Raw genomic sequence first — 19,563 nt, 5'->3', positions numbered from 1 at the left:
TGAGGGGGCCGTTCCTGTGGGTGGGTGGGGGGTGGGGATGGTGAGAGCCCGTCCTCGGCCGCCCCTCGGCCCCGAGAAGCAGCCCTCCCGAGAAGCGGCCCCCAAAGAAGCGGCCTTCCCGAGAAGTGGCCCCGGCCCCCTCCCCTCGTCCTCCCCGTAAAATCGACCTCACTGTGTCTGACTCCCTCAACGCCCCCGAAGCCCCGCAGCCCGCCGCCACCCCCGGTCAGCCCGAGACCCGGAGTGAGTCCGTGGGCCATGTTCGCGGTGTCTCCCTTCGGCATACCCGGGCCAAGGGCGAGCCGCGGTTTCCGGACGGGCCCAAGGCCGATCCGGCCGGGTCGCACTTCGAGCGGCGGATTCGGAGTTTTCAGCCCCGGCGGAGCAGGGTGACCGCGGGGCAGGCGGACGCGCTGCAGCGGCTGTGGCCCAAGTGGGGGCTGGACATCGACGGGCGGAGCGTCGTCGATCTCGGCGAGCTGTTCGGGAACGGGAATCCGGTCGTGCTGGAGATCGGGTTCGGAATGGGAGAGGCGACCGCGCAGATGGCCGCCGCCGATCCCGACACCAACATCCTCGCCGTCGACGTGCACACCCCGGGCCAGGGAAACCTGCTCAATCTCGCCGACCAGGACGGGCTCACCAACGTCCGCGTGGCCAACGGCGACGCCATCATCCTGCTGCGCGAGATGCTCGGCCCCGACTCCCTCGACGGGCTGCGCGTCTACTTCCCCGACCCCTGGCCCAAGAAGCGCCACCACAAGCGGCGGCTCATCCAGCCCGAGTTCCTCAGCCTGGCCGCGACCCGGCTGAAGCCCGGCGCCCTGGTGCACTGCGCCACCGACTGGGAGCCGTACGCCGAACAGATGCTCGAAGTGCTGACCGCGCACCCCGACTTCGAGAACACCCGGGCCGACGGCGGTTTCGCGCCCCGTCCGCCGTTCCGGCCGCTGACTCGTTTCGAGGGCCAGGGACTGGACAAGGGTCATGTGGTGAACGACCTGCTCTTCCGCCGCGTACAGCGGTAGGAGCAGCGAGAAGAACAGCACCGACAGCAACCCCCCACCGGCGTTAGGGTCAATGCCGTGGCCACCTGTCCCCCGTACCCGACGCACCCCACCGGTCCCGCCGGCGGCGCACTGCGGCACGCGCACTGGTGGCAGAAGCGCTGGGTGCGGTACGGCGCGCTCAGCACCCTGCTCGCGCTCTCCGGGCTGGTCATCCTCGCCCTGGTGCGTGAGCAGACCGGCACCGAAGGGTTCCTGGTCGGGCTCGGGCTCGCCGTGCTGCCCGTACCGCTGCTCGTCGCCGCGTTCCGCTGGCTGGACCGGGTCGAGCCGGGCCCCTGGCGCAATCTGCTGTTCTCCTTCGCCTGGGGCGCCTGCGCGGCGGCGCTGATAGCGATCGTCGCCAACAGCTTCGCGACCAGATGGATAGCGACCGCGACGGCCGATCCGTCGCATGCGGACACCCTCGGCGCGACCGTCATAGCGCCCGTCGTGGAGGAGATGGCGAAGGCCGCGGCCGTCCTGCTCGTGTTCCTCTTCCGACGGCGGGACTTCACCGGGATCGTCGACGGTGTGGTGATAGCGGGCGTCACCGCCACCGGTTTCGCCTTCACCGAGAACATCCTCTACCTCGGCACCGCCTTCGGTACCGACCAGCTCTCCGGCGACAGCGGCATCGCCTCCGTCACGGCGGCGACCTTCTTCGTCCGCGTGATCATGTCGCCCTTCGCACACCCGCTCTTCACCGTCCTGACCGGCATCGGCTTCGGCATCGCCGCCCTGTCCGGCGACCGGCAGCACGTGCGGCGCGTGCTGCTGCCCCTCCTCGGACTGCTGCTCGCCATGGGCATGCACGCCATGTGGAACGGCTCCGCCGCCTTCGGCGAGTACGGGTTCTTCGCCGTGTACGCGGCCTTCATGGTGCCCGCGTTCGGGCTGCTGACCTGGCTGGTGATCTGGACCCGGCAGCGCGAGCTGCGGACCGTGCGCGAGGAGCTGCCCGCCTATGTCGCCGCCGGGTGGCTGGCGCCGGGCGAGCCGTTCGCGCTGGGCTCGATGCGGGACCGCCGGGTGGCCCGGCAGTACGCGCGGCACCGTGGCGGGCGCGATGCTGCGCGGTCCGTGGCGCAGTACGAGGCGTACGCCACGTCGCTGGCGTTCCTGCGGCGCCGGGGGCGCCGTGGGCGGGCCGGCGCGGACTTCGTCGTACGGGAACGGGAGTTGCTGCACGAGCTGTGGGGGCGCCGGGAGTTCGCGCGGCCGGCCCTGCAGCACGCGGTGGCCGCGCGGGCCTGGGCGGCGTACGGGTACGCGCCGCCCGCCCACTGGCAGCCCTACGGGCACGGCTCTCAGCCGACGGCGCCGTACCCCGTGTACAACCCGTACCGGTCGTAGGGAGCACGGGCTGTAGGGATCACGGGCCCCTGACGGTTCGGCGCCGCCGGACCGCGCCGTCGAGGTCAGGCCGACGCCGTCGTCAGCCGGTCCAGGTCCTCGTCCGTCAGGGTCAGCTCGGCCACTCCCAGCAGCGCCGGCAGTTGTTCCGGTGTGCGCGCCGACGCGATGGGGGCCGCGACCGTCGGCCGGGACGCGAGCCAGGCCAGGGCCACCGTGGCCACCGGGACCCGGTGGGACCGGGCCACCTCCTCCAGCGCGGCCAGCACCCGCCGGCCCCGCTCGGTCTCCGCGTGCTTGGCGGCACCCTGGGCGCGCGGGCTGTCCACCGTCGTACCGGTGCGGTACTTGCCCGTGAGGAAGCCGGACGCCAGGGCGTAGTACGGGACGGCCGCCAGGCCCTCGCGCTCGGCGAGGTTCTGCAGGGCGCCCTCGTAGGTGTCGCGGGAGACCAGGTTGTAGTGGGGCTGGAGGGCGACGTACCGGGCGAGGCCCTCGCGGTCGGAGAAGGCGAGGGAGGCCGCCAGGCGCTCGGCGGAGATGTTGGACGCGGCGATGTGCCGCACCTTGCCCGCCTTCACCAGCTCGTCCAGCGCGCCGATGATCTCCTCGACCGGTACTTCCGGCTTGTCGAAGTGGGTGTAGTAGAGGTCGATGTGATCGGTGCCGAGGCGGCGCAGGGAGGCGTCCGCGGCGGCCTTGATGTTGGCCGCGCTCAGGCCCTGGAAGTCGGGGTGCCGGCTGACCTTCGTGGCGATCACGACGTCGGAGCGGTTGCCGCGCGCCTTCATCCACTTGCCGATGATGGTCTCGGACTCGCCGCCGGCGTTGCCCTCGACCCAGGCGGAGTACTGGTCCGCCGTGTCGATGAAGTTGCCGCCCGCCGCCGCGTAGGCGTCGAGTACGGCGAAGGACCGGTCCTCATCGGCGGTCCAGCCGAAGACGTTGCCGCCGAGGCAGAGCGGGTGGACCTCGAGGTCGGAGGAGCCGAGCTTGCGCAGAGAAGTCATGCTCTTCACCAACCTCCGTGTCAGAAGCCGGTATTCCACATACCGAAAACCGGCAGCCCCGACGTCGGGGGGTCGCCGCCAGGACCGCCGGGGATCGGAAGTCGATGCCCGTCGAGGGGGTGCGTCAGGGGGTGAGGCCCTTGCCCCGCAGCCACGCCAGCGGGTCGATGCCGTTGGAGCTGCCGCCGGGGTGCACCTCGAGGTGCAGATGGGCGCCGGTCACGTTGCCCGTCGCGCCCACGCGGCCGATGACGTCGCCGGTGTTGACCTTCTGGCCCACGCTGACGCTGATCGAGGACTGGTGCGCGAACCACAGCTCGGTGCCGTCGTCCAGGGTGAGCACGGTCTTGTAGCCGTACGAGCCGTCCCAGCCGGCGAAGGTGATCGTGCCGGAGTGGATCGCCTTGATCAGCGTGCCCGTGGGGGCGGCGAAGTCCAGGCCCGTGTGGTAGCCGGAGGACCAGTAGGCGCCGGCCTGCCCGAAGGTCGAGGTGATGGTGTACGAGGAGGTCGGCAGCGTGTACTGCTTGGCCAGTTCGGCCAGGCGCTCGGCCTCGGCCTTCTTGCGGGCCTCCTCCTCGGCGGCGGCCTTCGCGGCGGCGGCCTTGGCCTCGGCCTCCTTCTCCGCCTTGGCGGCCGCTTCGGCGGCCTCCTTCTCGGCGGCGGCGACGGCGTCCGCGACGGCCTTGCTGTCGATCTGGCCCTGCTGGACCTCGGCCTGCGCGATGATCCGGCTGCGCAGCGCCTCGCCGGCGTCGGAGGTGCCCTGCGTGGTCTCCTCGGTGGCCTCGCCCATGGTGCTGAGCGCGGTACCGGCGTCCTCGGCGGGAGCCTCGTCGTCGTCGGAGATCAGGGGCAGGTCGGGGATGGTGATGGCGACTGGCGGCTTGCCGCTCTGGGCGCTGGCCATACCGCCCGCGCCGACGGCGGCTATGACGCCGACGCCGAGAACCGTGGAGCTGCGGGCGAGTCCCCCGCCGCGCTGCTTGCCGACGCGGTGCCTGCCACGCGCGGGACGAATGGACTCCGCGGTGGGGTTCCACTCCTCGAACGGGCCCTCGTCGGTGCGGTAGCGGTCGTAGCCGAAGGTGTCGGTGCTGCGCTGACTCGGCACGAACGGGGCTTGCGTAGCAGGCCTGTTGGACGCCACGTGGGCGTACTCCTTTCCTTCCTTCTCGCCTACCGGGTTAGCTGACGGGTTCGGAGCAGGAAGGTCTCCTACGCGCGTATACCGGTCGTGGGTTCACGACGGCATCCGCGCGATTCACCCCAGGGTGGTGGTTCCCCGGCTCCCTTGCGGGACTCGGCGCGTGCGCACGGAGCCGCCTCTTGTGACGGCTGGGACGACCGCGCTGCGTTATCGAACGTTAATAGACGCGGGGTGCGGATTCCAAGCTGTTCCGCTTGATCATTAACTATTTTCGCCTGGACTTACGGGTCACCAACGGTCTAATTCGGGCGAGTTGGCTCGGGCTCAGGAGTCACACAGGTATTGACGGTATGTCAGTTGTTATGCGGAGGGCGGTCGCCCGGTCACCCCGGGTCACAACGATCAGGGGTGTCGTACGGCCATGAGGGCCATGTCGTCCGCCATGCCGCCCCCGGAGTGCCGGCGCACCTGTGCCGCGAGCACCCCGAGCAGCGCGGCCGGCTCGCGCCGGGCGTTGGCGCGACCGGAGAGCCCGGCCTCGGGGTCGTAGAACCGCCCGCTGTCGTCGCGCGCCTCGGACAGCCCGTCGGTGTACAGCAGCAGCGTCGCCCCGCCCGGGAAGCCGGCCTCGTCGGCCCGGTCGGGCCAGGCGCCGAGCTCGCTCATGCCGAGCGGCAGCGCCGGTTCGGCGGCGGGCAGCGGGCATACGGTGCCGTCCGCGTACAGCAGCAGGGGCGGCGGGTGCCCGCGGTTGACGATCCGCACGGTGCCGTCGCCGTGCGGCAGTTCGGCGAGCACGACGGTGGTGAAGCCCTCGTAGGAGTCGACGCCGTCCCGCCTGGTCCGCTCCCGCGCCAGCGCCCGCTCCAGCCGCTGCGCGACCGCCTCCAGGGTGGCCTCCTGCTCGGCGGCCTCCCGAAAGGCGCCGATGACGACGGCGACGGCCCCCACCGCGCCGATCCCTTTGCCCCGCACGTCCCCCACGACCAGCCGCACCCCGTGCGGACTGTCCTGCACGGCATACAGATCACCGCCGATGGAGGCGCCCTCCTGCGCCGCCTCGTACCGCGCCGCGATCTGGAAGCCACCGATCCGCTCGGCGGGTTCCGGCAGTACGGCGCGCTGGACGGCCTCGGCGATCCCGCGGGCGGAGGCGAGGCGTTCGTCGCTGCGGCGGACGAGAAGGTTGATGAGGACGGCGAGGACGGAGACGACGGCCACGGTGACCAGCTCGGTGATCACCCCGGCCCCCGCGAGGCCGCCGTGCACGATGCGCAGCACCAACAGCAGCGAGACGGCCACGGCACCCGTGACCACCGTGCCGCGCAGTGAGTAGAGCGGGGCGGCGACCAGGGGCGCGGCCGTGAAGAAGGGGGCGCCGGTGAAGTGGGTGGGCGTGGCGTGCTCGTACCCGGCTCCGGCCGCGATCAGCAGGGCGGGGAGCAGCCGGACGAATCGGCGTACGTGTGAAATCCGCCCTTCCTCCACCTCACCAGGGTTGCCGAAGCGGGGACGGGGAGCGAGTGCTGGCAGCCGACCGGAGGAGCGGAAACGCTCAGGGCCGGAACTGAACTGATCAGTTCCGGCCCTGAGCCTTCAGTAGCGGGGACAGGATTTGAACCTGCGACCTCTGGGTTATGAGCCCAGCGAGCTACCGAGCTGCTCCACCCCGCGTCGGTGACTCCATAGTACGCCATCCGCGACCCCCGAAGCACACGCCTTTCCCCGACCTGCGAACTCGGCCCGTCCGACGGCCCCTGCTCAGCGCAGCAGGTGCGCGTTCGGCTCCTTGGCCCGCCCCTCGTACTCCGGCAGCACCAGCACCTCCACGCCCTCCCCCGCCAGCGCCCCGCTCCCGTCGGCCCCCACCACGAACGTGTCCGGCTCCCGCCAGGCCGTCACCACCCGGCGCACCCCCGCCGCGAGGATCAGCCCCGCACACGGCACCGGCCGCGACGCCCGCCGCGTGCACGGCTCCAGGCTGGTGTACACCGTCGCGGACCGCAGCCTCGGGTCCCCCGGCGCGATCTTCGCCAGCGCCGCCTCCTCCGCGTGCACCACCGGGTCGCCGCCCTCCCTGGAGTACCCGCGCGCCAGCTCGGTCCCGTCGGCCGCCACCACCACCGCCCCGACGCTGAACGCCGTCTTCGAGGGCGGACACTGTGCCGCCAGCTCGCACGCCAGCGCCAGCCAGTGCCGGTCCGCGGCGGCGGGCAGACCGCCGGTGCCGGGTGCGGTCGGCCGGTAGCGCATCAGCACCACGTCCTCGATCCGCCGCGTCTCCAGCAGCCGCAGCCGCCCGCCCTGATATCCCCCGGGCCCGAACAGCCGCGGCGCCCGCGGATCCCCCACGAACAGCGGCGCCAGCACGAGCTGCACCTCGTCCGCCAGCCCCTGCTGGAGAAGCTGTGTGTGGATCGTGCCGCCGCCCTCCACCATCAGCCGCTCGACCCCGCGCACCTCGCGCAGATGTGTCAGCAGCCCGCGCCAGTCCAGCTCCGGCCCCAGCGCCACGACATCCGCCGCGACCGGCGCCCGCCGCAGCCGCTCCGCTCCCTTCTCCGTCGTATAGACGATCTTCTCGCCGCCCGTGTGCCAGAAGTTCGCCGCGGGATCCAGCTCGCCCGACGCGCTGACCGTGACCTTCAGCGGATACTCCGGCCGGCCGGAAGCCACCCGCGCCGCCCGCCGCTCAGCCGAGTTCACCAGCAGCCGCGGATTGTCCGCCCGGATCGTGCCGGCGCCGATCAGGATCGCGTCCACGGACGCCCGCACCTCGTCGACCCGGTCGAAGTCGGCCGGGCTGGACAGCAGCAGGCGCTCGGGGGTGGTGTCGTCGAGGTAGCCGTCCAGGGAGACGGCGGCGGACAGCAGGACGTAGGGGTACGACGGCATCGGCGTGCTCTCCGGCTCGGCAGACTCGGGCTTGGTTAAAGTTTGAAACAAACCTACACTGGTCGCATGACGACTCGCTGGCTCACCCCCGAGGAGCAGCGCGCCTGGCGCGCCTACATCGCCTCCGTCGCCCTCATGGAGGACGCACTGGATCGGCAGCTCCAGCAGGAAGCCGGCATGCCCCACCTGTATTACTCCATCCTCGCCAACCTGTCCGACACCCCGGAGCGCCGGTTGCGCATGACCGACCTCGCGGAAAGGCTGAAGATCACCCGCAGCCGCCTGACGTACGCCGTGACGCGCCTGGAGAAGGACGGGCTGGTCCGGCGCGAGGACTGCCGCTGGGACAAGCGCGGCAGCATCGCGGCGCTCACCGAGGAAGGGATGCGCGTCCTGGAACGCACGGCCCCGGGTCACGTCGAGACCGTACGGGCGCTGCTCTTCGACCGGCTGACCCCGGAGCAGGTCGGGCAGTTGGAGGAGATCTTCACGGCCGTCTACGAGGGTTTCCAGGGGGGCGACGCGCACGCCACCGCCGAGGACGCGCCCTGGCGACGACGCTCCGGCAAGTCCTGTTCGTGAGGCACGAGTCCGGCCTGTGACGCGGGCGACAAGCCTGTTGCTTCAAATTTAAAGCATGGGGTAGGGTCCTGCACGAGGATCTGCTTCAAATCTGAAGCAGCGAGCCCACGTACGGAACCCGGAGAACCCGCATGCCCGACTTCACCGCTGCCGCCACCCAGCGCGCCCGTGTCCGGGTCCCGCTGCGCTTCCAGGACGGCTACCGCGCCGACGCCGAACTCGTCACCTTCCACGGTCTGGCCGACGGCCTGGAGCACATCGCCGTCGTCCTCGGCGACCCGGCCCCCGGCACCACCCCGCTGGTCCGCCTGCACTCCGAATGCCTCACCGGCGATGTCTTCGGCTCGGCCCGCTGCGACTGCGGCCCCCAGCTGCGCGAGGCCGTCGAGCGCATCGCCGAACGCGGCGGCGTGCTGCTGTACCTGCGCCAGGAGGGCCGCGGCATCGGGCTCTACAACAAGCTCGACGCGTACGCCCTCCAGGACCAGGGCCTGGACACCTACGCCGCGAACGCCGCCCTCGGCCTGCCCGAGGACGCCCGCGACTACACCGCCGCCGCCCAGATGCTGACCGCCCTCGGCATCGAGGTCCGCGACCGGGTGCCCACCGGCGTCTTCGCCACACCCGACAACGTCCGCTACCTGCGCGCCAAGGTCCTGCAGACCCAGCACACGCTGCCGCTGGGCGACCTCGCGGAGCTCAACGCGGGCTGACCGAGAGCGGAAACGGCAAGCGGAAGGGGCGGGCGTCCGGCATCGGACACCCGCCCCAACTGCGTGATGAGACCTACGACGTGACCTTCTCGATCGTCACGTTGCCGACGCCCACGCTCGTGCCGCGCGCGTTCACCAGCCGTACCTCACCGACGAGTTCACGGCCCTCGGCCGCGGTCCTCACCACCTCGATGCTCGCCGACGCCTTCGCCGAGTCGCCCGTGCCGAGCTTCAGCGACGTCGGCTCCTCCACGGTGACCTTGCCGAGCGCGGAGGAGAAGAACACGTCCCGGTAGTCGTACTCGGTCGAGCCCGACGGGACGTCGTAGCCGAGCACCTCGACGGTGTACTTGCCGGCCGCCGGGTCGGCGAGGGAGACGGACTCCTCCGAGTCACCGTCCGCGGACTGGCCGACGACCTCGCCCTGGGCGTCGTAGACCGTCAGGTCGAGGTCGGCGGTCGCGTCGGAGACGTTGCCGATGGCGACGTCCAGCGACGTGGTGCCCTCCGGCACCTCGATCGTGCTGGTCTGCGTGGCACCGTCCGCGATGGTCGGGCGCCCGGTCTTCGACGAGCCGAGCGCGCCGCCCTTCAGGGTGCCGTCCACGGCCTCCAGCTTGTTCGTCACCGTCCAGGAGGCGCCGACCGACGTGCCGACCTTGGCCTCCGGCACGGTCACCGGCTCCGGGTCGAAGACTGCGCCGAGGACGGCCGCATTCAGCTTGTACGGGTTGTCGAGCGGCGCCGACGTACGGCTCGCGTCGACCTCGATCTCCCAGACGCCGGGCACCGGGTCGGCGTACCGGGCGATGTCCGTGGTGTCCGGGTCGTCGTCGGAGGCGGGCAGGCCCCACGGGGTGATGGCGCTGAACCACGTCCGGCTGCCCTCCTTCAGCCCGCCGAGCGTGACCTCCAGCGACTTCGTGCCCTCCGGGACGGTCACGAAGTACGACCTGTAGTTGTTGCGCTGCACCGAACCGGAGGCGGTGAAGGTGTACTTGGCCGGCGTGGAGACCACTACGGTCGTCAGGATCTGCTTGTCCACGCCCGGCGTGCGCGGGTCGTCGGCCACCAGGATCGCGCTCTTGATCCCCGCGTGCTTCGGCGCGGCCTGGACCTTGACGGTCACCGGCTTGTTCAGCGGCAGGTTCACCACCCGCGGGCCGGCGATCGAGAAGGTGCGGGCCTTGTTGTTCGCCAGCCGCAGCACGTGCGGGAGCGACCCGGCCGGGCCGGACGTACGAGTGATCGTGACGTCGTACGACTTCTTCTGCCCGGCCTTGAGGCCGCCCTCGCGGTCGTAGAGGCCGGTGCCGAAGCCCGGCGTCTTCAGCGACTGGTCGAGCGCGGTGTCGACCGGGGCCTTCACCGCGTAGTCGTGTGCGGTGGCGCCAGCCTGGACGGCCTTCCAGGCGGCGACGACGTCGATTCGGCCGGCCCCCTCCTCGTACGCCTGGAGCCCCTTGATGTGGTGGGCGGTCGAGGTCAGCGCGGTGCGCAGCTTCTCGGGGGTGAGGTCGATCTTCTTCTGCTTGGCCGCCGACAGCAGCAGCGCGCCGGCGCCCGCCGTCTGCGGGGAGGCCATCGACGTGCCCTGGTACATCGCGTAGCCGGCGGGCAGCTTCCAGCCGGCCTCGGCGAGCGACGAGCCGGGCATCCAGGCCGGGATCGTGCTGACCGCGGAGCCGGGGGCCACGACGGTCGGCGTGAAGCCGCCGTCCTCACGCGGGCCGCGCGAGGAGAAGTTGAACAGCTGGTACTTGTTCGCCACGCCGGTGCCGTAGTTGGCGGCGAAGGTCTCCTTGGAGACGCCCGCGCCGACCGAGATGACCTTGTCGGCGAGGCCGGGTTCTTCGATGGTGTTGGCGCCGGGGCCGGAGTTGCCGGCGGACAGGACGAGCTGGACGCCGTAGGTGTCGATCAGGCGCGTGTACAGCTCGGCGTCCGCGTTGTTGCCGTCGTTGAGGGGCGGCAGACCGCCGATGGACATGTTGACGATGTCGACGCCGCGGTTGACGACGAGGTCGATCATGCCCTCGGTCATCGCGACGTTGGTGCAGCCGGAGCCGAAGATGCAGGCCCGGGACGACACGATCTTCGCGCCGGGGGCGGCGCCGTTCATGTGCTTGCCGCCGAGCATGCCGTTGGCGGCGGTGATGCCGGCCACGTGGCTGCCGTGCGAGCCGGCGGTGAGACCGATGTTGACGAAGTCGGCCTTCTTGCCGACCCAGTCGCCGCCCAGCGGGTCCATCGGCACGTCCTTGCGGATCTGCACGACGAAGTCCTGGCTCTCGGCGATGCCGGTGGCCGGGTCGTCGGTGCCGAAGTGGCCGATCTGGTGGCCGTCCTTGTACGGCTTCATCGGGGTGTCGTCGGTGAAGTCGCCGTTGTCGTTGACGTCGACGGTGACCGTGCCGGCCTGGGCGTCGTACAGCACGCCCCAGTCGTCGGTCGTGTCGCCGTCGCGGTTGACGTCACCGTCGGCGTCGCCGTCCTCGACAACGCCCTGCGCGGTGACGGACTCCTCGAAGGTGCTGACCTGGTACGCGCCCTCGGGCGCCTTCCAGCTCTTGCCGCCGTAGGTGAAGGACGGCCCGGAGACCGAGGTGGTCATGGGCCGCCAGGTGCCGTCGTCGTCCACGATCGGGTCGGTGGCGGTCACCCAGTCGGTGATCTTGCGCTCACCGGTGGTGGTCTTCTGCAGCGCGGGGTTCGCGAGGTCGACGCCGGTGTCGAGGATGCCGATGGTGACGCCGCGCCCGTCCGCCTTCGGGTTCTTCTTCACGAAGTCGACGGCGCCCGTCTCGAAGGACGGGTTGTACGGATTCTTCGCGGGGGTGTTCTCGTCCGGGCCGGGGTAAGTGGCCGCGGCGGCCTTCGACTTGCCGCCGCCGAGGCTGGGCTGTTCGAGGGGTATCTCCTCCCGCAGGTCGATGGCCTGCACGGAGGAGAGCCTCGCGGCGCCGGCGATGGCCGAGTCGGCCTTGCCGGTCGGCACGGTGGCCCGTACGTAGCCGAGCTTGTCGTACGTACGGCCGACCGAGCCGCCCTTGATCGCGTCGAGCTGCTCGGCGACCTTCTCGGTCTGACCCGGCGCCGTGGCGATCATCATCGTGACGGTCTTGACGCGCTGCGCCTTGGCCTGGGCAAGGAGATCGGCGTCGTCCGAACCGAGCTTGTCGTGGGCGGACTTGACGCCGGGGTCGGCCGCGGGGGCGGGGGCGCCGTCCGCGGCGAGGGCGATGGGTATGGGGCCGGCCGCGGCGAGCGCGGCGACGAGCCCTGCGGCCACGGCGATCCGGGCGACTCTTCTCGCGCCCGATATCGCGGCCGGGTGGGGGGTGGGGGGCATGGTGATCCCTGGTGCTGAAGGAACATAGACGTCGGCGGCCGGATCGAGCACCTTCGACCGCCGCGGTCCGGAATGAGATCCCGGATGATCGTCCAGCTTTCCTCAAGGGACCGAATTCTGTTGATAGTTCGCGGAGGGGAGATCGCGGAGTGGCGGGAACTCGCCATGTGCCACAGGGGACTTACCGGTGTGATTCTGGACATTCCCGCGAGGGAGGAGGGAGGGGAGGGGGCCAGGGGAGGGAGGGCCAGGGGAGAGACCAGCCGTACCGCCCCACCGGCCCTCCCTCGGCAACGCTCGCCCCCGCCTCACGAAGATTTCAAAGCGGAAATCTCACTGCGAATCTCTGCGCGAGCGAATAAAACGCCACCCGAAGTAGCAGACACCCAGCGCTCCCCCGGCCGCACCGACCACACACAGTGCGGTGGCCCAGAGAACCAGGTCTTGCGTGACCCACAGAAGGCTCACTACGACGAGCGCTATGGAGAACGCGAGCCGCTCTCCATAGCCCAGGCCGCGGCGACCGGTCAGTCCCCGGTTGCTGTGCACTTGTACGTCACGCCCTTCATTTTGATATCCGTCCAGCCCGCCCTCGCGTCAAGGGGAGCGACATCAGTGCCGCCACCGCCGCCGCTGTCCTTCTTCCGGCAGTAATAACCGAGCGCGTCGAGCTTCTTGATATCGCTCATCGCCTGGTACTTCTTGTACGACCTGATCATGGCCGCCCGCTTCTCCGCAGGTGTGGCCTCCTGCGCCTTCGAGTACAGGTAGCACCCGACGCTGGCGCCGATTCCCACCCAGGACGCTCCCTTGGCCAGCGCCTTGGTGAGCCCTGCAGCGCCACTGCCAATCCCCAGAACGGTGCAGATCTCATTGGCTCCGACGCGGGCCTGCCCTGCTGTCGCGGCCTTTTCGGCTTTCTCCGGCGCGGCCGCATGAGCGGCACTCGCGCCAATACCGCACATTGTGCCGGTCATGGCGATGGCAATCGCGGCAGAAATTCCCTTGCTTCGCATGCTCACGAAGTTCATTCCCCCTGCATTCGACAATCGCTGGTCAGGCGATTGCTTGATCATTGCAAAAGGGAGGCTACCAGCGAGGACATCCGTACGCAATGGTGAACTTTGCTTGCCGAGGAGGCATCGGCGGCGATTCCTTATTCAGGCCGTCTCCATAGAATCCGGCGAATCTCATGCAATCTCGCGTAATTCAACAGACCGGGCATTTCGGCTCCCCGCTGCCGCAGCGACGCGCTCACCGCACTTCGTCGATGCGAACGGGTGCGCCGGTGGTGACCGACCGGATGGCCGCGAGGGCGATGGTGAGGGCGGCGCGGGCGTCCTGGCCGGTGGCGTACGGGGTCCGGCCGGTGCGGACGGTGTCGGCGAAGTCGGCCAGTTCGGCGATGTAGGCGTCCTGGAAGAGGTCCTGGTCGTAGGTGGTGGCCTCGGCGGTGATGCCGTCGGGGCCGTAGGCGGTGAGGTGGGTGCGGCGGATGTCTCCCATGGTGAGCATGCCGCCCGAGCCGAAGACCTCGCCGCGGACGTCATATCCGTACACGGCCTGGAAGTTGGCCTCGGCGGTGGCCAGGGCGCCATTGTCGAAGCGGATGGTGACCACCGCGGTGTCGAGCAGCCCCTGGTCCTTGAAGTCGGGGCGGACCAGGGCGTCGGCCATGGCGAAGACCTCGACGGGTTCGGCGCCGGGGTTGAGGTGGCGCAGGGCGTCGAAGTCGTGGATGAGGGTCTCCAGGAAGATCGTCCACGGCGGGATGCGGGAGGGGTCGGCCAGCCCCGGATCGCGGGTGAGCGAGCGCAGCAGTTGCGGGGTGCCGATGCAGCCGGCGGCGATCTTGTCGTGGGCGGCACGGAAGGCCGTGTCGTAGCGGCGGTTGAAGCCCACCTGGAGCGGGACGCCGGCCTTCTCGGCGGCGGTGATGGCCCGGTCGGCGTCGGCGAGGTCGATCGCCATGGGCTTCTCGCAGTAGACCGCCTTGCCCGCCTGCGCCGCGGCCTCGACGAGGTCGGCGTGGGTGCGGGCCGGGGTGGCGATCACGACCGCGTCGAGCTGCGGGTCCGCGAGCAGGTCGGCGGCGTCGGTGTGGGTGGTGGGGCAGCCGAGCCGGTCGCCGAGGCGCTGGGGGGCGCCCGGGGCGGGGTCGGCGAGGGCACCGAGGCGGACGCCGGGCAGTCGGCGGGCGAGGGTCTCGGCGTGGAAGGAGCCCATTCGGCCGGTGCCGATCAGGCCGATGGCGAGGGGGTGCGAGGTGGTCATGCGGGTTCTCCGTACCGATGGTCGGGACGATTGCGGGGTGAGGCCGGGGGGGAGGTCAGGGGTGAGGCCCGGGGACGGTCAGACGGCGAACGCGTCGCGGAAGCGCCGCAGCGCACTGTCGCTGTCCTCGGAGGCCCACGCCTCCATGGCGACCGTGCCGTCGTAGCCCAGGTCGGCGAGAGCGCGTGCGACGGCCGGGTAGTTGATCTCGCCGGTGCCCGGCTCGCGTCGGCCCGGCACGTCGGCGACCTGGATCTCGCCGATCAGCCCCTGGCCGTGGGCCCGGCGGACCAGCTCGATCAGGTTCCCCTCGCCGATCTGCGCGTGGTAGAGGTCCAGGTTCATCCGCAGCCCCGGCCGGCCCACGGCGGCGACCAGGGCCAGGGTGTCGGCGGCCTTCGCGAACGGCACCCCGGGGTGGTCGACGGCCGTGTTGAGGTTCTCCAGGGTGAAGACGACGTCGGCGCGCTCGCCCAGCTCCGCTATGCGGCCGAGCGTGTCGCGGGCGGCACTCCACATCTCCCGCGTGGGCTCGCCCTTCACCGGCACCACCGGCAGCCCGTCGGCGTCCAGGCCGGTGCCGTGCAGGTTGAGGCGGGGGCAGCCGAGCCGGTCGGCCGCGTCGATCGACACCCCGGCGGTGCGCAGCAGTTCGGCGACGCCGTCCGGGTCCGTGAGGTTTCCCCGGACGTAGCCGGTCATGGAGGAGAACTCGGCCGGGGTGCGGGCCAGTGCGTCGATGTCGTGCCGGGTCCAGTCCCAGATCTCGACCTGGAAGCCCTCGTCATGAAGGCGCCGGGCCCGCTCGTCGATGGGCAGGTCCCGGAAGACCATCTCGGCGCAGACCGCCAGTGTGAACATCGTCGTTCGCCCCTCTCAAAGACTAGAACGTTCTAGCTCAGTATGCCGCCAGTAGGTCAGTCCTCAGCGGCTTATGTCAAGACATCTGCTCTAGAACGTTGCAGTAGCCCTGACCTGATAATTCACCCTCGTCTACGATCGTCAGCGGACAGCCGACACGACCAGGGAGGGCCTCCGTGCCACCGACCCCCGCGGTTCCCGACGGCCGCCGGCCGACTCTCGCCGACGTCGCCGCACGCGCGGGCGTGTCCACGGCGCTGGTCTCCATCGTGATGCGCGGCGCCAAGGGCGCGAGCCCGGCCACACGCGAGCGTGTCCTCAAGGCCGCCCACGAGATCGGCTACCGCCCCGACTCCCGGGCCAGGCTGCTCCGCAGCAACCGCACCCACCTGATCGGCGTGCAGTTCGAGATCCGGGAGCCGTTCCACACCGATCTGGTGGAACACCTCTACGCCGTCGCCGAATCCGCCGGTTACCAGATCGCCCTCAGCGCCGTCGCGGCAAGCCGCAGCGAGCGCCAGGCCGTCGAATCACTGCTCGGCGACCGCTGCGAAGCGCTGATCCTGCTCGGCCCTCAGGCCCCCGCCGCCCGTCTCGCCGAGCTCGCCGCGATGCTGCCGCTCGTCTCCGTGGCCCGACGACTGCGCCCGGCGATCCCGGGTGTCCAGGTCATCCGCACGGCAGACGACGAAGGCGCCCGCCAGGCCGTCGACCACTTGGTGGCCCTCGGCCACCGCGACATCGCCCACGTCGACGGCGGCAAGGCACCGGGCGCCGCCGACCGGCGCCGCGGCTACCGCACCGCCATGAACCGCCACGGCCTGACCGACAGCATCCGCATCCTGCCCGGAGGACTCACCGCGGAGGACGGAGCCACAGCGGCCGACACCCTCCTGACCACCACGCCCCGGCCCAGCGCCGTCCTGGCCTTCAACGACGCCTGCGCCACCGGCGTCCTCAACACCTTCTTCCGCGCCGGGGTGTCGGTCCCCGACGAGATCTCCGTGGTCGGCTTCGACGACAGCCGCCTGGCCGGCCTGCCGCACGTCGACCTCACCACCATCGCCCAGGACATCTCCCGCATGGCCGAACTCGCCGTCACCCACGTCACCGAACGCCTGGAGCCGAACAGCACCCCGGCCGGAGAGGACGTCGTCGCACCCCACCTCGTCATCCGGGGAACCACCGCCACAGCCGGCCAGTGAAACATGAACGTGGCGGGCATCTGCCGCCGACCCTCGATGAAGCCGTAGTCCCCCGGCACCGCTTTTCCCACGCGAATCAGCCCCTCCTCCACGGCTTCCACCGCAGGTGAGGGGCTGATGATCCGGTAGGCCCTGTGGGACTCGAACCACAACCAATGGATTAAAAGCCCATAGGCGCCACAAGACAGGGATAGCCACCTTCACCCAAAAGGCAATTGCGGCTTGAAACGTTTGATTCGAAAGCGCCACCGACGATAGGGAAATGAAAGATGGGGCGCCTTCCAGTGAATCCAGCCAGGTGACCAACGATCCGGACGCGCGCGGACTCACACCGGACTCACATCCGGATGCCTGACAGGACCACGCCACAGCCCAGCCGACCGAGACCGTCTCCTGGACAGCCGGTCCATCGGGAAGGGGCGACGCTCCTGCCCACGACCGGGTTATCGTGCTGGTATGTCGATCCATGTGCCGGAAGAGCTTGAGGCCCGTCTGCGGCAGCGCGCCTCGAAGCAGGGCGTCACCGTGGACGAACTGGTGTCCAGGGATCTGGAGAGGCTCTTTCCTCCTCGACCCGTGCGCACCCTCCGCGGCAAGGGCGCACTGCAGGGGGCAGACACCGCTGGGCTCCGCGCCCGCGACCTGACCGCCCACCTGCACGGCGATACGGAGAGCGAGTGAAGCTCCTGGTCGACGCCGGGCCGGTCTTCGCCTGTCAGCGGACGACCCCGACCACGCGACGTGTACGGCCCTGCTGGAGACCTTCGACGGCGAGCTGATCATTCCCCAGCTGGTGCTGGCCGAGGTCTCCTACTTCATCAACACCCGCGTCAAGCGAGCCCTCGGCGCCAAGGCCGCGGCCGCCACCGAACTGGCCCTCATCGAGGACATCCAGGCCGGCTCCTTCTCCGTGGAGCCGGTCGCCCTGGAGGACTGGCCGCGTATTGCCGAGTTGGTCGGCCAGTACCGCGACTTCCCACTGGGCATGACCGACGCACGCCACCGGACAGCCGGAGAGCCAGTCGCCTGAGTCCAGGCAGCCGTCTCTCCCGCCAGACACCAAAGCCCCCTGGATCCGGTCCTCACCGGGTACAGGGGGCTTACGAGGTAGGCCGCGTGGGACTCGAACCCACAACCAACAGATTAAAAGTCTGCTGCTCTGACCAATTGAGCTAGCGGCCCGCGCGGCCCCCAGCATAGCTGTACGGTCGGGCCCCTCTCACAGCGATATCCACGATGCCGCGAGCGGAGTCCCGCTCCCCGCCCGGATCGGCTGTTGTCGGGGCTCCACAACGGAGACGTGGACGGACGACTCGAGCGGCTGCCGGAGGTGATGGCACTCGGTCGATCTGGCCGCGCGCCCCTTCTGCACGGTCCCTGTCCGAATGCGCTCCCTTGGCGTTCGGGCGCTTGGAGCAGTGATCGGACAGCGACTGGAAGTTCCTGCTAAGCGGCAGGTCAGAGAGGGTTTCTGTGCAACTCGGCGACAGCTCGACGGTACGGCCACCCGATCCACCCAATGGATCAAAAGTCCTGGTGGGGGTGTGGTGGGTGGTTCCGGGCGGTGCCTGGGGTACGGGGTCCGGTAGCACCTGGTCAGGACCATGCAGGAGGGCATCTGGTCTTCTCCGTGATGACCTGTGTGATTCCGTCCGCTCAGGCATCGCTCACGCACGCTGGTCGGGTCACTGGCGTGTGACCAGTGGGCCTGTGTCAAACACCTGTGCGGGTGAACCTCTCCGTACCTGATGCTCGGTGTCCGGGTGCTGCGCCGGTCCGGCAGCCACACCGAGGTGAGCCGGCCGAGCGCGTCGAAGGCCAGGTCGGTGCGCTTGCCGTTGGGGTCGGTCTGGCCGGTGGACTGGCCACGCAGCCGGTCGTAGGACGTGGTGGTGACGTGGCCCAGGTCGTTGGTGACCCTCGTCGACGAGGGTCAGGCGATCGGCGTCCGTGCACTCCGTCTTCGTCGACGCACCGGCCATGCCCTCCTGTCCGCCTCGGCGTCCCGGCCCCACGGTCGGCCTTCGCGGGGCAGCAGCACACCCGTCCGCGACTTCCCCTCACCTCGACTCCGTCCGGGCAAGCTGCCCTGCCCGGGGCCGCGCGGTCAATAACCCTCAGACCTGGTCGGCACCGACCTCGGCCGCACGGCCCCAGCGCAGGAGAGACCGGGAGCCGATTCTGCTCAAGTCATTGACTCTCACCCACCTGCGCTATTAGCGTCCGCAAGCGCTTACTACTCACCGCTCACCGGTTGCATGTCCCGTTCATCGGTATGACAGGGGATGGAAATGAGCGAGAAGTACCACCAGCTGGGAACCGATGTGCTTGATCGCCGCGCCGGGACACTCGAACGCGGGCTCGCGATCCTGGAACTGCTCGCCACTGAGCGGCGGTTGAGTGCTGTTCAGGTCGCCGACCGGCTGGACCTCTCGCGCAGCGCCACGTACCGCATCCTCGGCACGCTCCGGCAGCGAGGCTATGTGGACTGGAACGGCAACGCGGACGACATCGTGCTGGGGCAGCGCACGGTCACGCTCGGGATGGCCGCGCTGAGCGGCTACGACCCGTTCCTCGCGGCACAGGCGCATCTGCGGGATCTGTCCCGGGAACTGTCCGAGGCCGCGCTGATGGCGGTGCGCGACGGCGACCAGATGGTCTACATCGCACACGAGGACGTCACGGAGCACTCGATCGCGGTCCGCCGGCTGCTCGGCTTACACCGCCCGCTGCACAGCACGTCCCTGGGCAAGGCCTATCTGGCGGCCCTGCCGGTCGACGAGTCGGACGCCCTCGTCGACCGTCTCGAGCTGCGGTCGTTCACCCCCACCACCATCACCGACCCGGCCCGGCTGCGCGCGGAACTGGACGAGACCCGCGCGCGCGGCTACTCGATCGACGACAGCGAGAACGAGCCCGACGTGCTGTGCTTCGGCGCGCCGATCCGGGACGAGCGCGGGATGCCGCTCTGCGCCATCAGCCTCGCGGGGCCGCGCGAGCGGATGCTCGGCAAGAAGGACGCGGCAGCCCGGCGTATCTCCGAGGTGGCGCTTGCGATCTCCCGCAGGCTCGGCTTCCTGGGGCCCGTCAGTGATGTGAAATTCGAAAGGTAGTACGTA

At 70.2% G+C, this 19,563-nt stretch carries 16 protein-coding genes, 2 tRNA genes and 1 riboswitch; of the genes, 8 read left to right on the top strand and 10 right to left on the bottom strand.

Annotation, left to right across the window (positions count from 1 at the left end; genetic code table 11):
• Nucleotides 1-173 precede the first annotated feature (173 nt).
• Nucleotides 174-1,028 carry a tRNA (guanosine(46)-N7)-methyltransferase TrmB gene (gene trmB, locus ACP4J3_RS42500; protein WP_426542164.1) on the top strand — a complete coding sequence of 285 codons (855 nt, stop codon included), beginning with the start codon at nt 174-176 and terminating at the stop codon, nt 1,026-1,028.
• A 57-nt stretch (nt 1,029-1,085) separates the two neighbouring features.
• Complete coding sequence (locus ACP4J3_RS42495; protein ID WP_426542162.1) at nt 1,086-2,402, top strand: PrsW family intramembrane metalloprotease; 1,317 nt, start codon at nt 1,086-1,088, stop codon at nt 2,400-2,402.
• A 65-nt stretch (nt 2,403-2,467) separates the two neighbouring features.
• On the opposite strand, the gene ACP4J3_RS42490 is transcribed toward ACP4J3_RS42495, so the two are convergent.
• The 5 genes from ACP4J3_RS42490 to ACP4J3_RS42470 form a co-directional block, all read right to left on the bottom strand.
• Entirely contained in the window at nt 2,468-3,412 is a 945-nt protein-coding gene (locus ACP4J3_RS42490) for an aldo/keto reductase (RefSeq protein ID WP_426542160.1), read from the bottom strand.
• Between the two features lie 124 nt (nt 3,413-3,536).
• Nucleotides 3,537-4,562, bottom strand: a complete 1,026-nt coding sequence (locus ACP4J3_RS42485; protein WP_426542158.1) for a M23 family metallopeptidase — start codon at nt 4,560-4,562, stop codon at nt 3,537-3,539.
• A 12-nt stretch (nt 4,563-4,574) separates the two neighbouring features.
• Nucleotides 4,575-4,731: riboswitch (cyclic di-AMP (ydaO/yuaA leader) on the bottom strand.
• 233 nt (nt 4,732-4,964) lie between these two features.
• A complete protein-coding gene (locus tag ACP4J3_RS42480) occupies nt 4,965-6,050 on the bottom strand; it encodes a PP2C family protein-serine/threonine phosphatase (RefSeq protein WP_426542156.1) in 1,086 nt (361 codons plus the stop codon).
• Nucleotides 6,051-6,162: 112 nt separating this feature from the next.
• Nucleotides 6,163-6,236: transfer RNA gene (locus tag ACP4J3_RS42475), tRNA-Met, on the bottom strand.
• An 87-nt stretch (nt 6,237-6,323) separates the two neighbouring features.
• Nucleotides 6,324-7,457 carry a dihydrofolate reductase family protein gene (locus ACP4J3_RS42470; protein ID WP_426542154.1) on the bottom strand — a complete coding sequence of 378 codons (1,134 nt, stop codon included), beginning with the start codon at nt 7,455-7,457 and terminating at the stop codon, nt 6,324-6,326.
• A 66-nt stretch (nt 7,458-7,523) separates the two neighbouring features.
• Here ACP4J3_RS42470 and ACP4J3_RS42465 point away from each other — a divergent pair, with 66 nt between their 5' ends.
• The gene (locus tag ACP4J3_RS42465) at nt 7,524-8,039 is read left to right on the top strand and encodes a MarR family winged helix-turn-helix transcriptional regulator (RefSeq protein WP_426542152.1); all 516 of its coding nucleotides are present in this window, start codon (nt 7,524-7,526) and stop codon (nt 8,037-8,039) included.
• A 131-nt stretch (nt 8,040-8,170) separates the two neighbouring features.
• Complete coding sequence (locus tag ACP4J3_RS42460) at nt 8,171-8,752, top strand: GTP cyclohydrolase II (RefSeq protein ID WP_426542150.1); 582 nt, start codon at nt 8,171-8,173, stop codon at nt 8,750-8,752.
• 73 nt (nt 8,753-8,825) lie between these two features.
• Here the strand turns inward: ACP4J3_RS42460 and ACP4J3_RS42455 are convergent, their stop codons facing one another.
• The 4 genes from ACP4J3_RS42455 to ACP4J3_RS42440 form a co-directional block, all read right to left on the bottom strand.
• A complete protein-coding gene (locus ACP4J3_RS42455; RefSeq protein ID WP_426542148.1) occupies nt 8,826-12,104 on the bottom strand; it encodes a S8 family serine peptidase in 3,279 nt (1,092 codons plus the stop codon).
• Between the two features lie 527 nt (nt 12,105-12,631).
• Nucleotides 12,632-13,180 (bottom strand): hypothetical protein, encoded by a 549-nt coding sequence (locus ACP4J3_RS42450; RefSeq protein ID WP_426542146.1) that lies wholly within the window; start codon nt 13,178-13,180, stop codon nt 12,632-12,634.
• A 178-nt stretch (nt 13,181-13,358) separates the two neighbouring features.
• A complete protein-coding gene (locus ACP4J3_RS42445) occupies nt 13,359-14,378 on the bottom strand; it encodes a Gfo/Idh/MocA family oxidoreductase (protein ID WP_426542144.1) in 1,020 nt (339 codons plus the stop codon).
• Nucleotides 14,379-14,456: 78 nt separating this feature from the next.
• Nucleotides 14,457-15,239 carry a TIM barrel protein gene (locus ACP4J3_RS42440; protein ID WP_426542142.1) on the bottom strand — a complete coding sequence of 261 codons (783 nt, stop codon included), beginning with the start codon at nt 15,237-15,239 and terminating at the stop codon, nt 14,457-14,459.
• A 176-nt stretch (nt 15,240-15,415) separates the two neighbouring features.
• Between ACP4J3_RS42440 and ACP4J3_RS42435 the strand changes: the two genes are divergently transcribed.
• The 3 genes from ACP4J3_RS42435 to ACP4J3_RS42425 all read left to right on the top strand — a co-directional run bounded on the left by ACP4J3_RS42435 (nt 15,416) and on the right by ACP4J3_RS42425 (nt 17,474).
• On the top strand, nt 15,416-16,444 hold the full coding sequence (locus ACP4J3_RS42435) for a LacI family DNA-binding transcriptional regulator (RefSeq protein WP_426542140.1): 1,029 nt from the start codon (nt 15,416-15,418) through the stop codon (nt 16,442-16,444).
• A gap of 456 nt (nt 16,445-16,900) precedes the next feature.
• Nucleotides 16,901-17,125, top strand: a complete 225-nt coding sequence (locus ACP4J3_RS42430; protein ID WP_426542138.1) for a hypothetical protein — start codon at nt 16,901-16,903, stop codon at nt 17,123-17,125.
• A complete protein-coding gene (locus tag ACP4J3_RS42425) occupies nt 17,109-17,474 on the top strand; it encodes a PIN domain-containing protein (protein WP_426542188.1) in 366 nt (121 codons plus the stop codon). Before ACP4J3_RS42430 ends, ACP4J3_RS42425 begins: the two co-directional genes overlap by 17 nt.
• 78 nt (nt 17,475-17,552) lie before the next feature.
• Here ACP4J3_RS42425 and ACP4J3_RS42420 read toward each other — a convergent pair.
• Nucleotides 17,553-17,626 (bottom strand) — tRNA-Lys (locus tag ACP4J3_RS42420).
• Between the two features lie 1,109 nt (nt 17,627-18,735).
• Between ACP4J3_RS42420 and ACP4J3_RS42415 the strand changes: the two genes are divergently transcribed.
• Nucleotides 18,736-19,557 (top strand): IclR family transcriptional regulator, encoded by an 822-nt coding sequence (locus tag ACP4J3_RS42415; protein WP_426542136.1) that lies wholly within the window; start codon nt 18,736-18,738, stop codon nt 19,555-19,557.
• Nucleotides 19,558-19,563: the final 6 nt, after the last annotated feature.

The organism is Streptomyces sp. UG1, assembly GCF_049974585.1.
In the GTDB taxonomy this organism is placed as follows: domain Bacteria; phylum Actinomycetota; class Actinomycetes; order Streptomycetales; family Streptomycetaceae; genus Streptomyces.
Note: the sequence above shows the minus strand (reverse complement) of the source record. Positions and strands in the feature narration are given on the sequence as shown.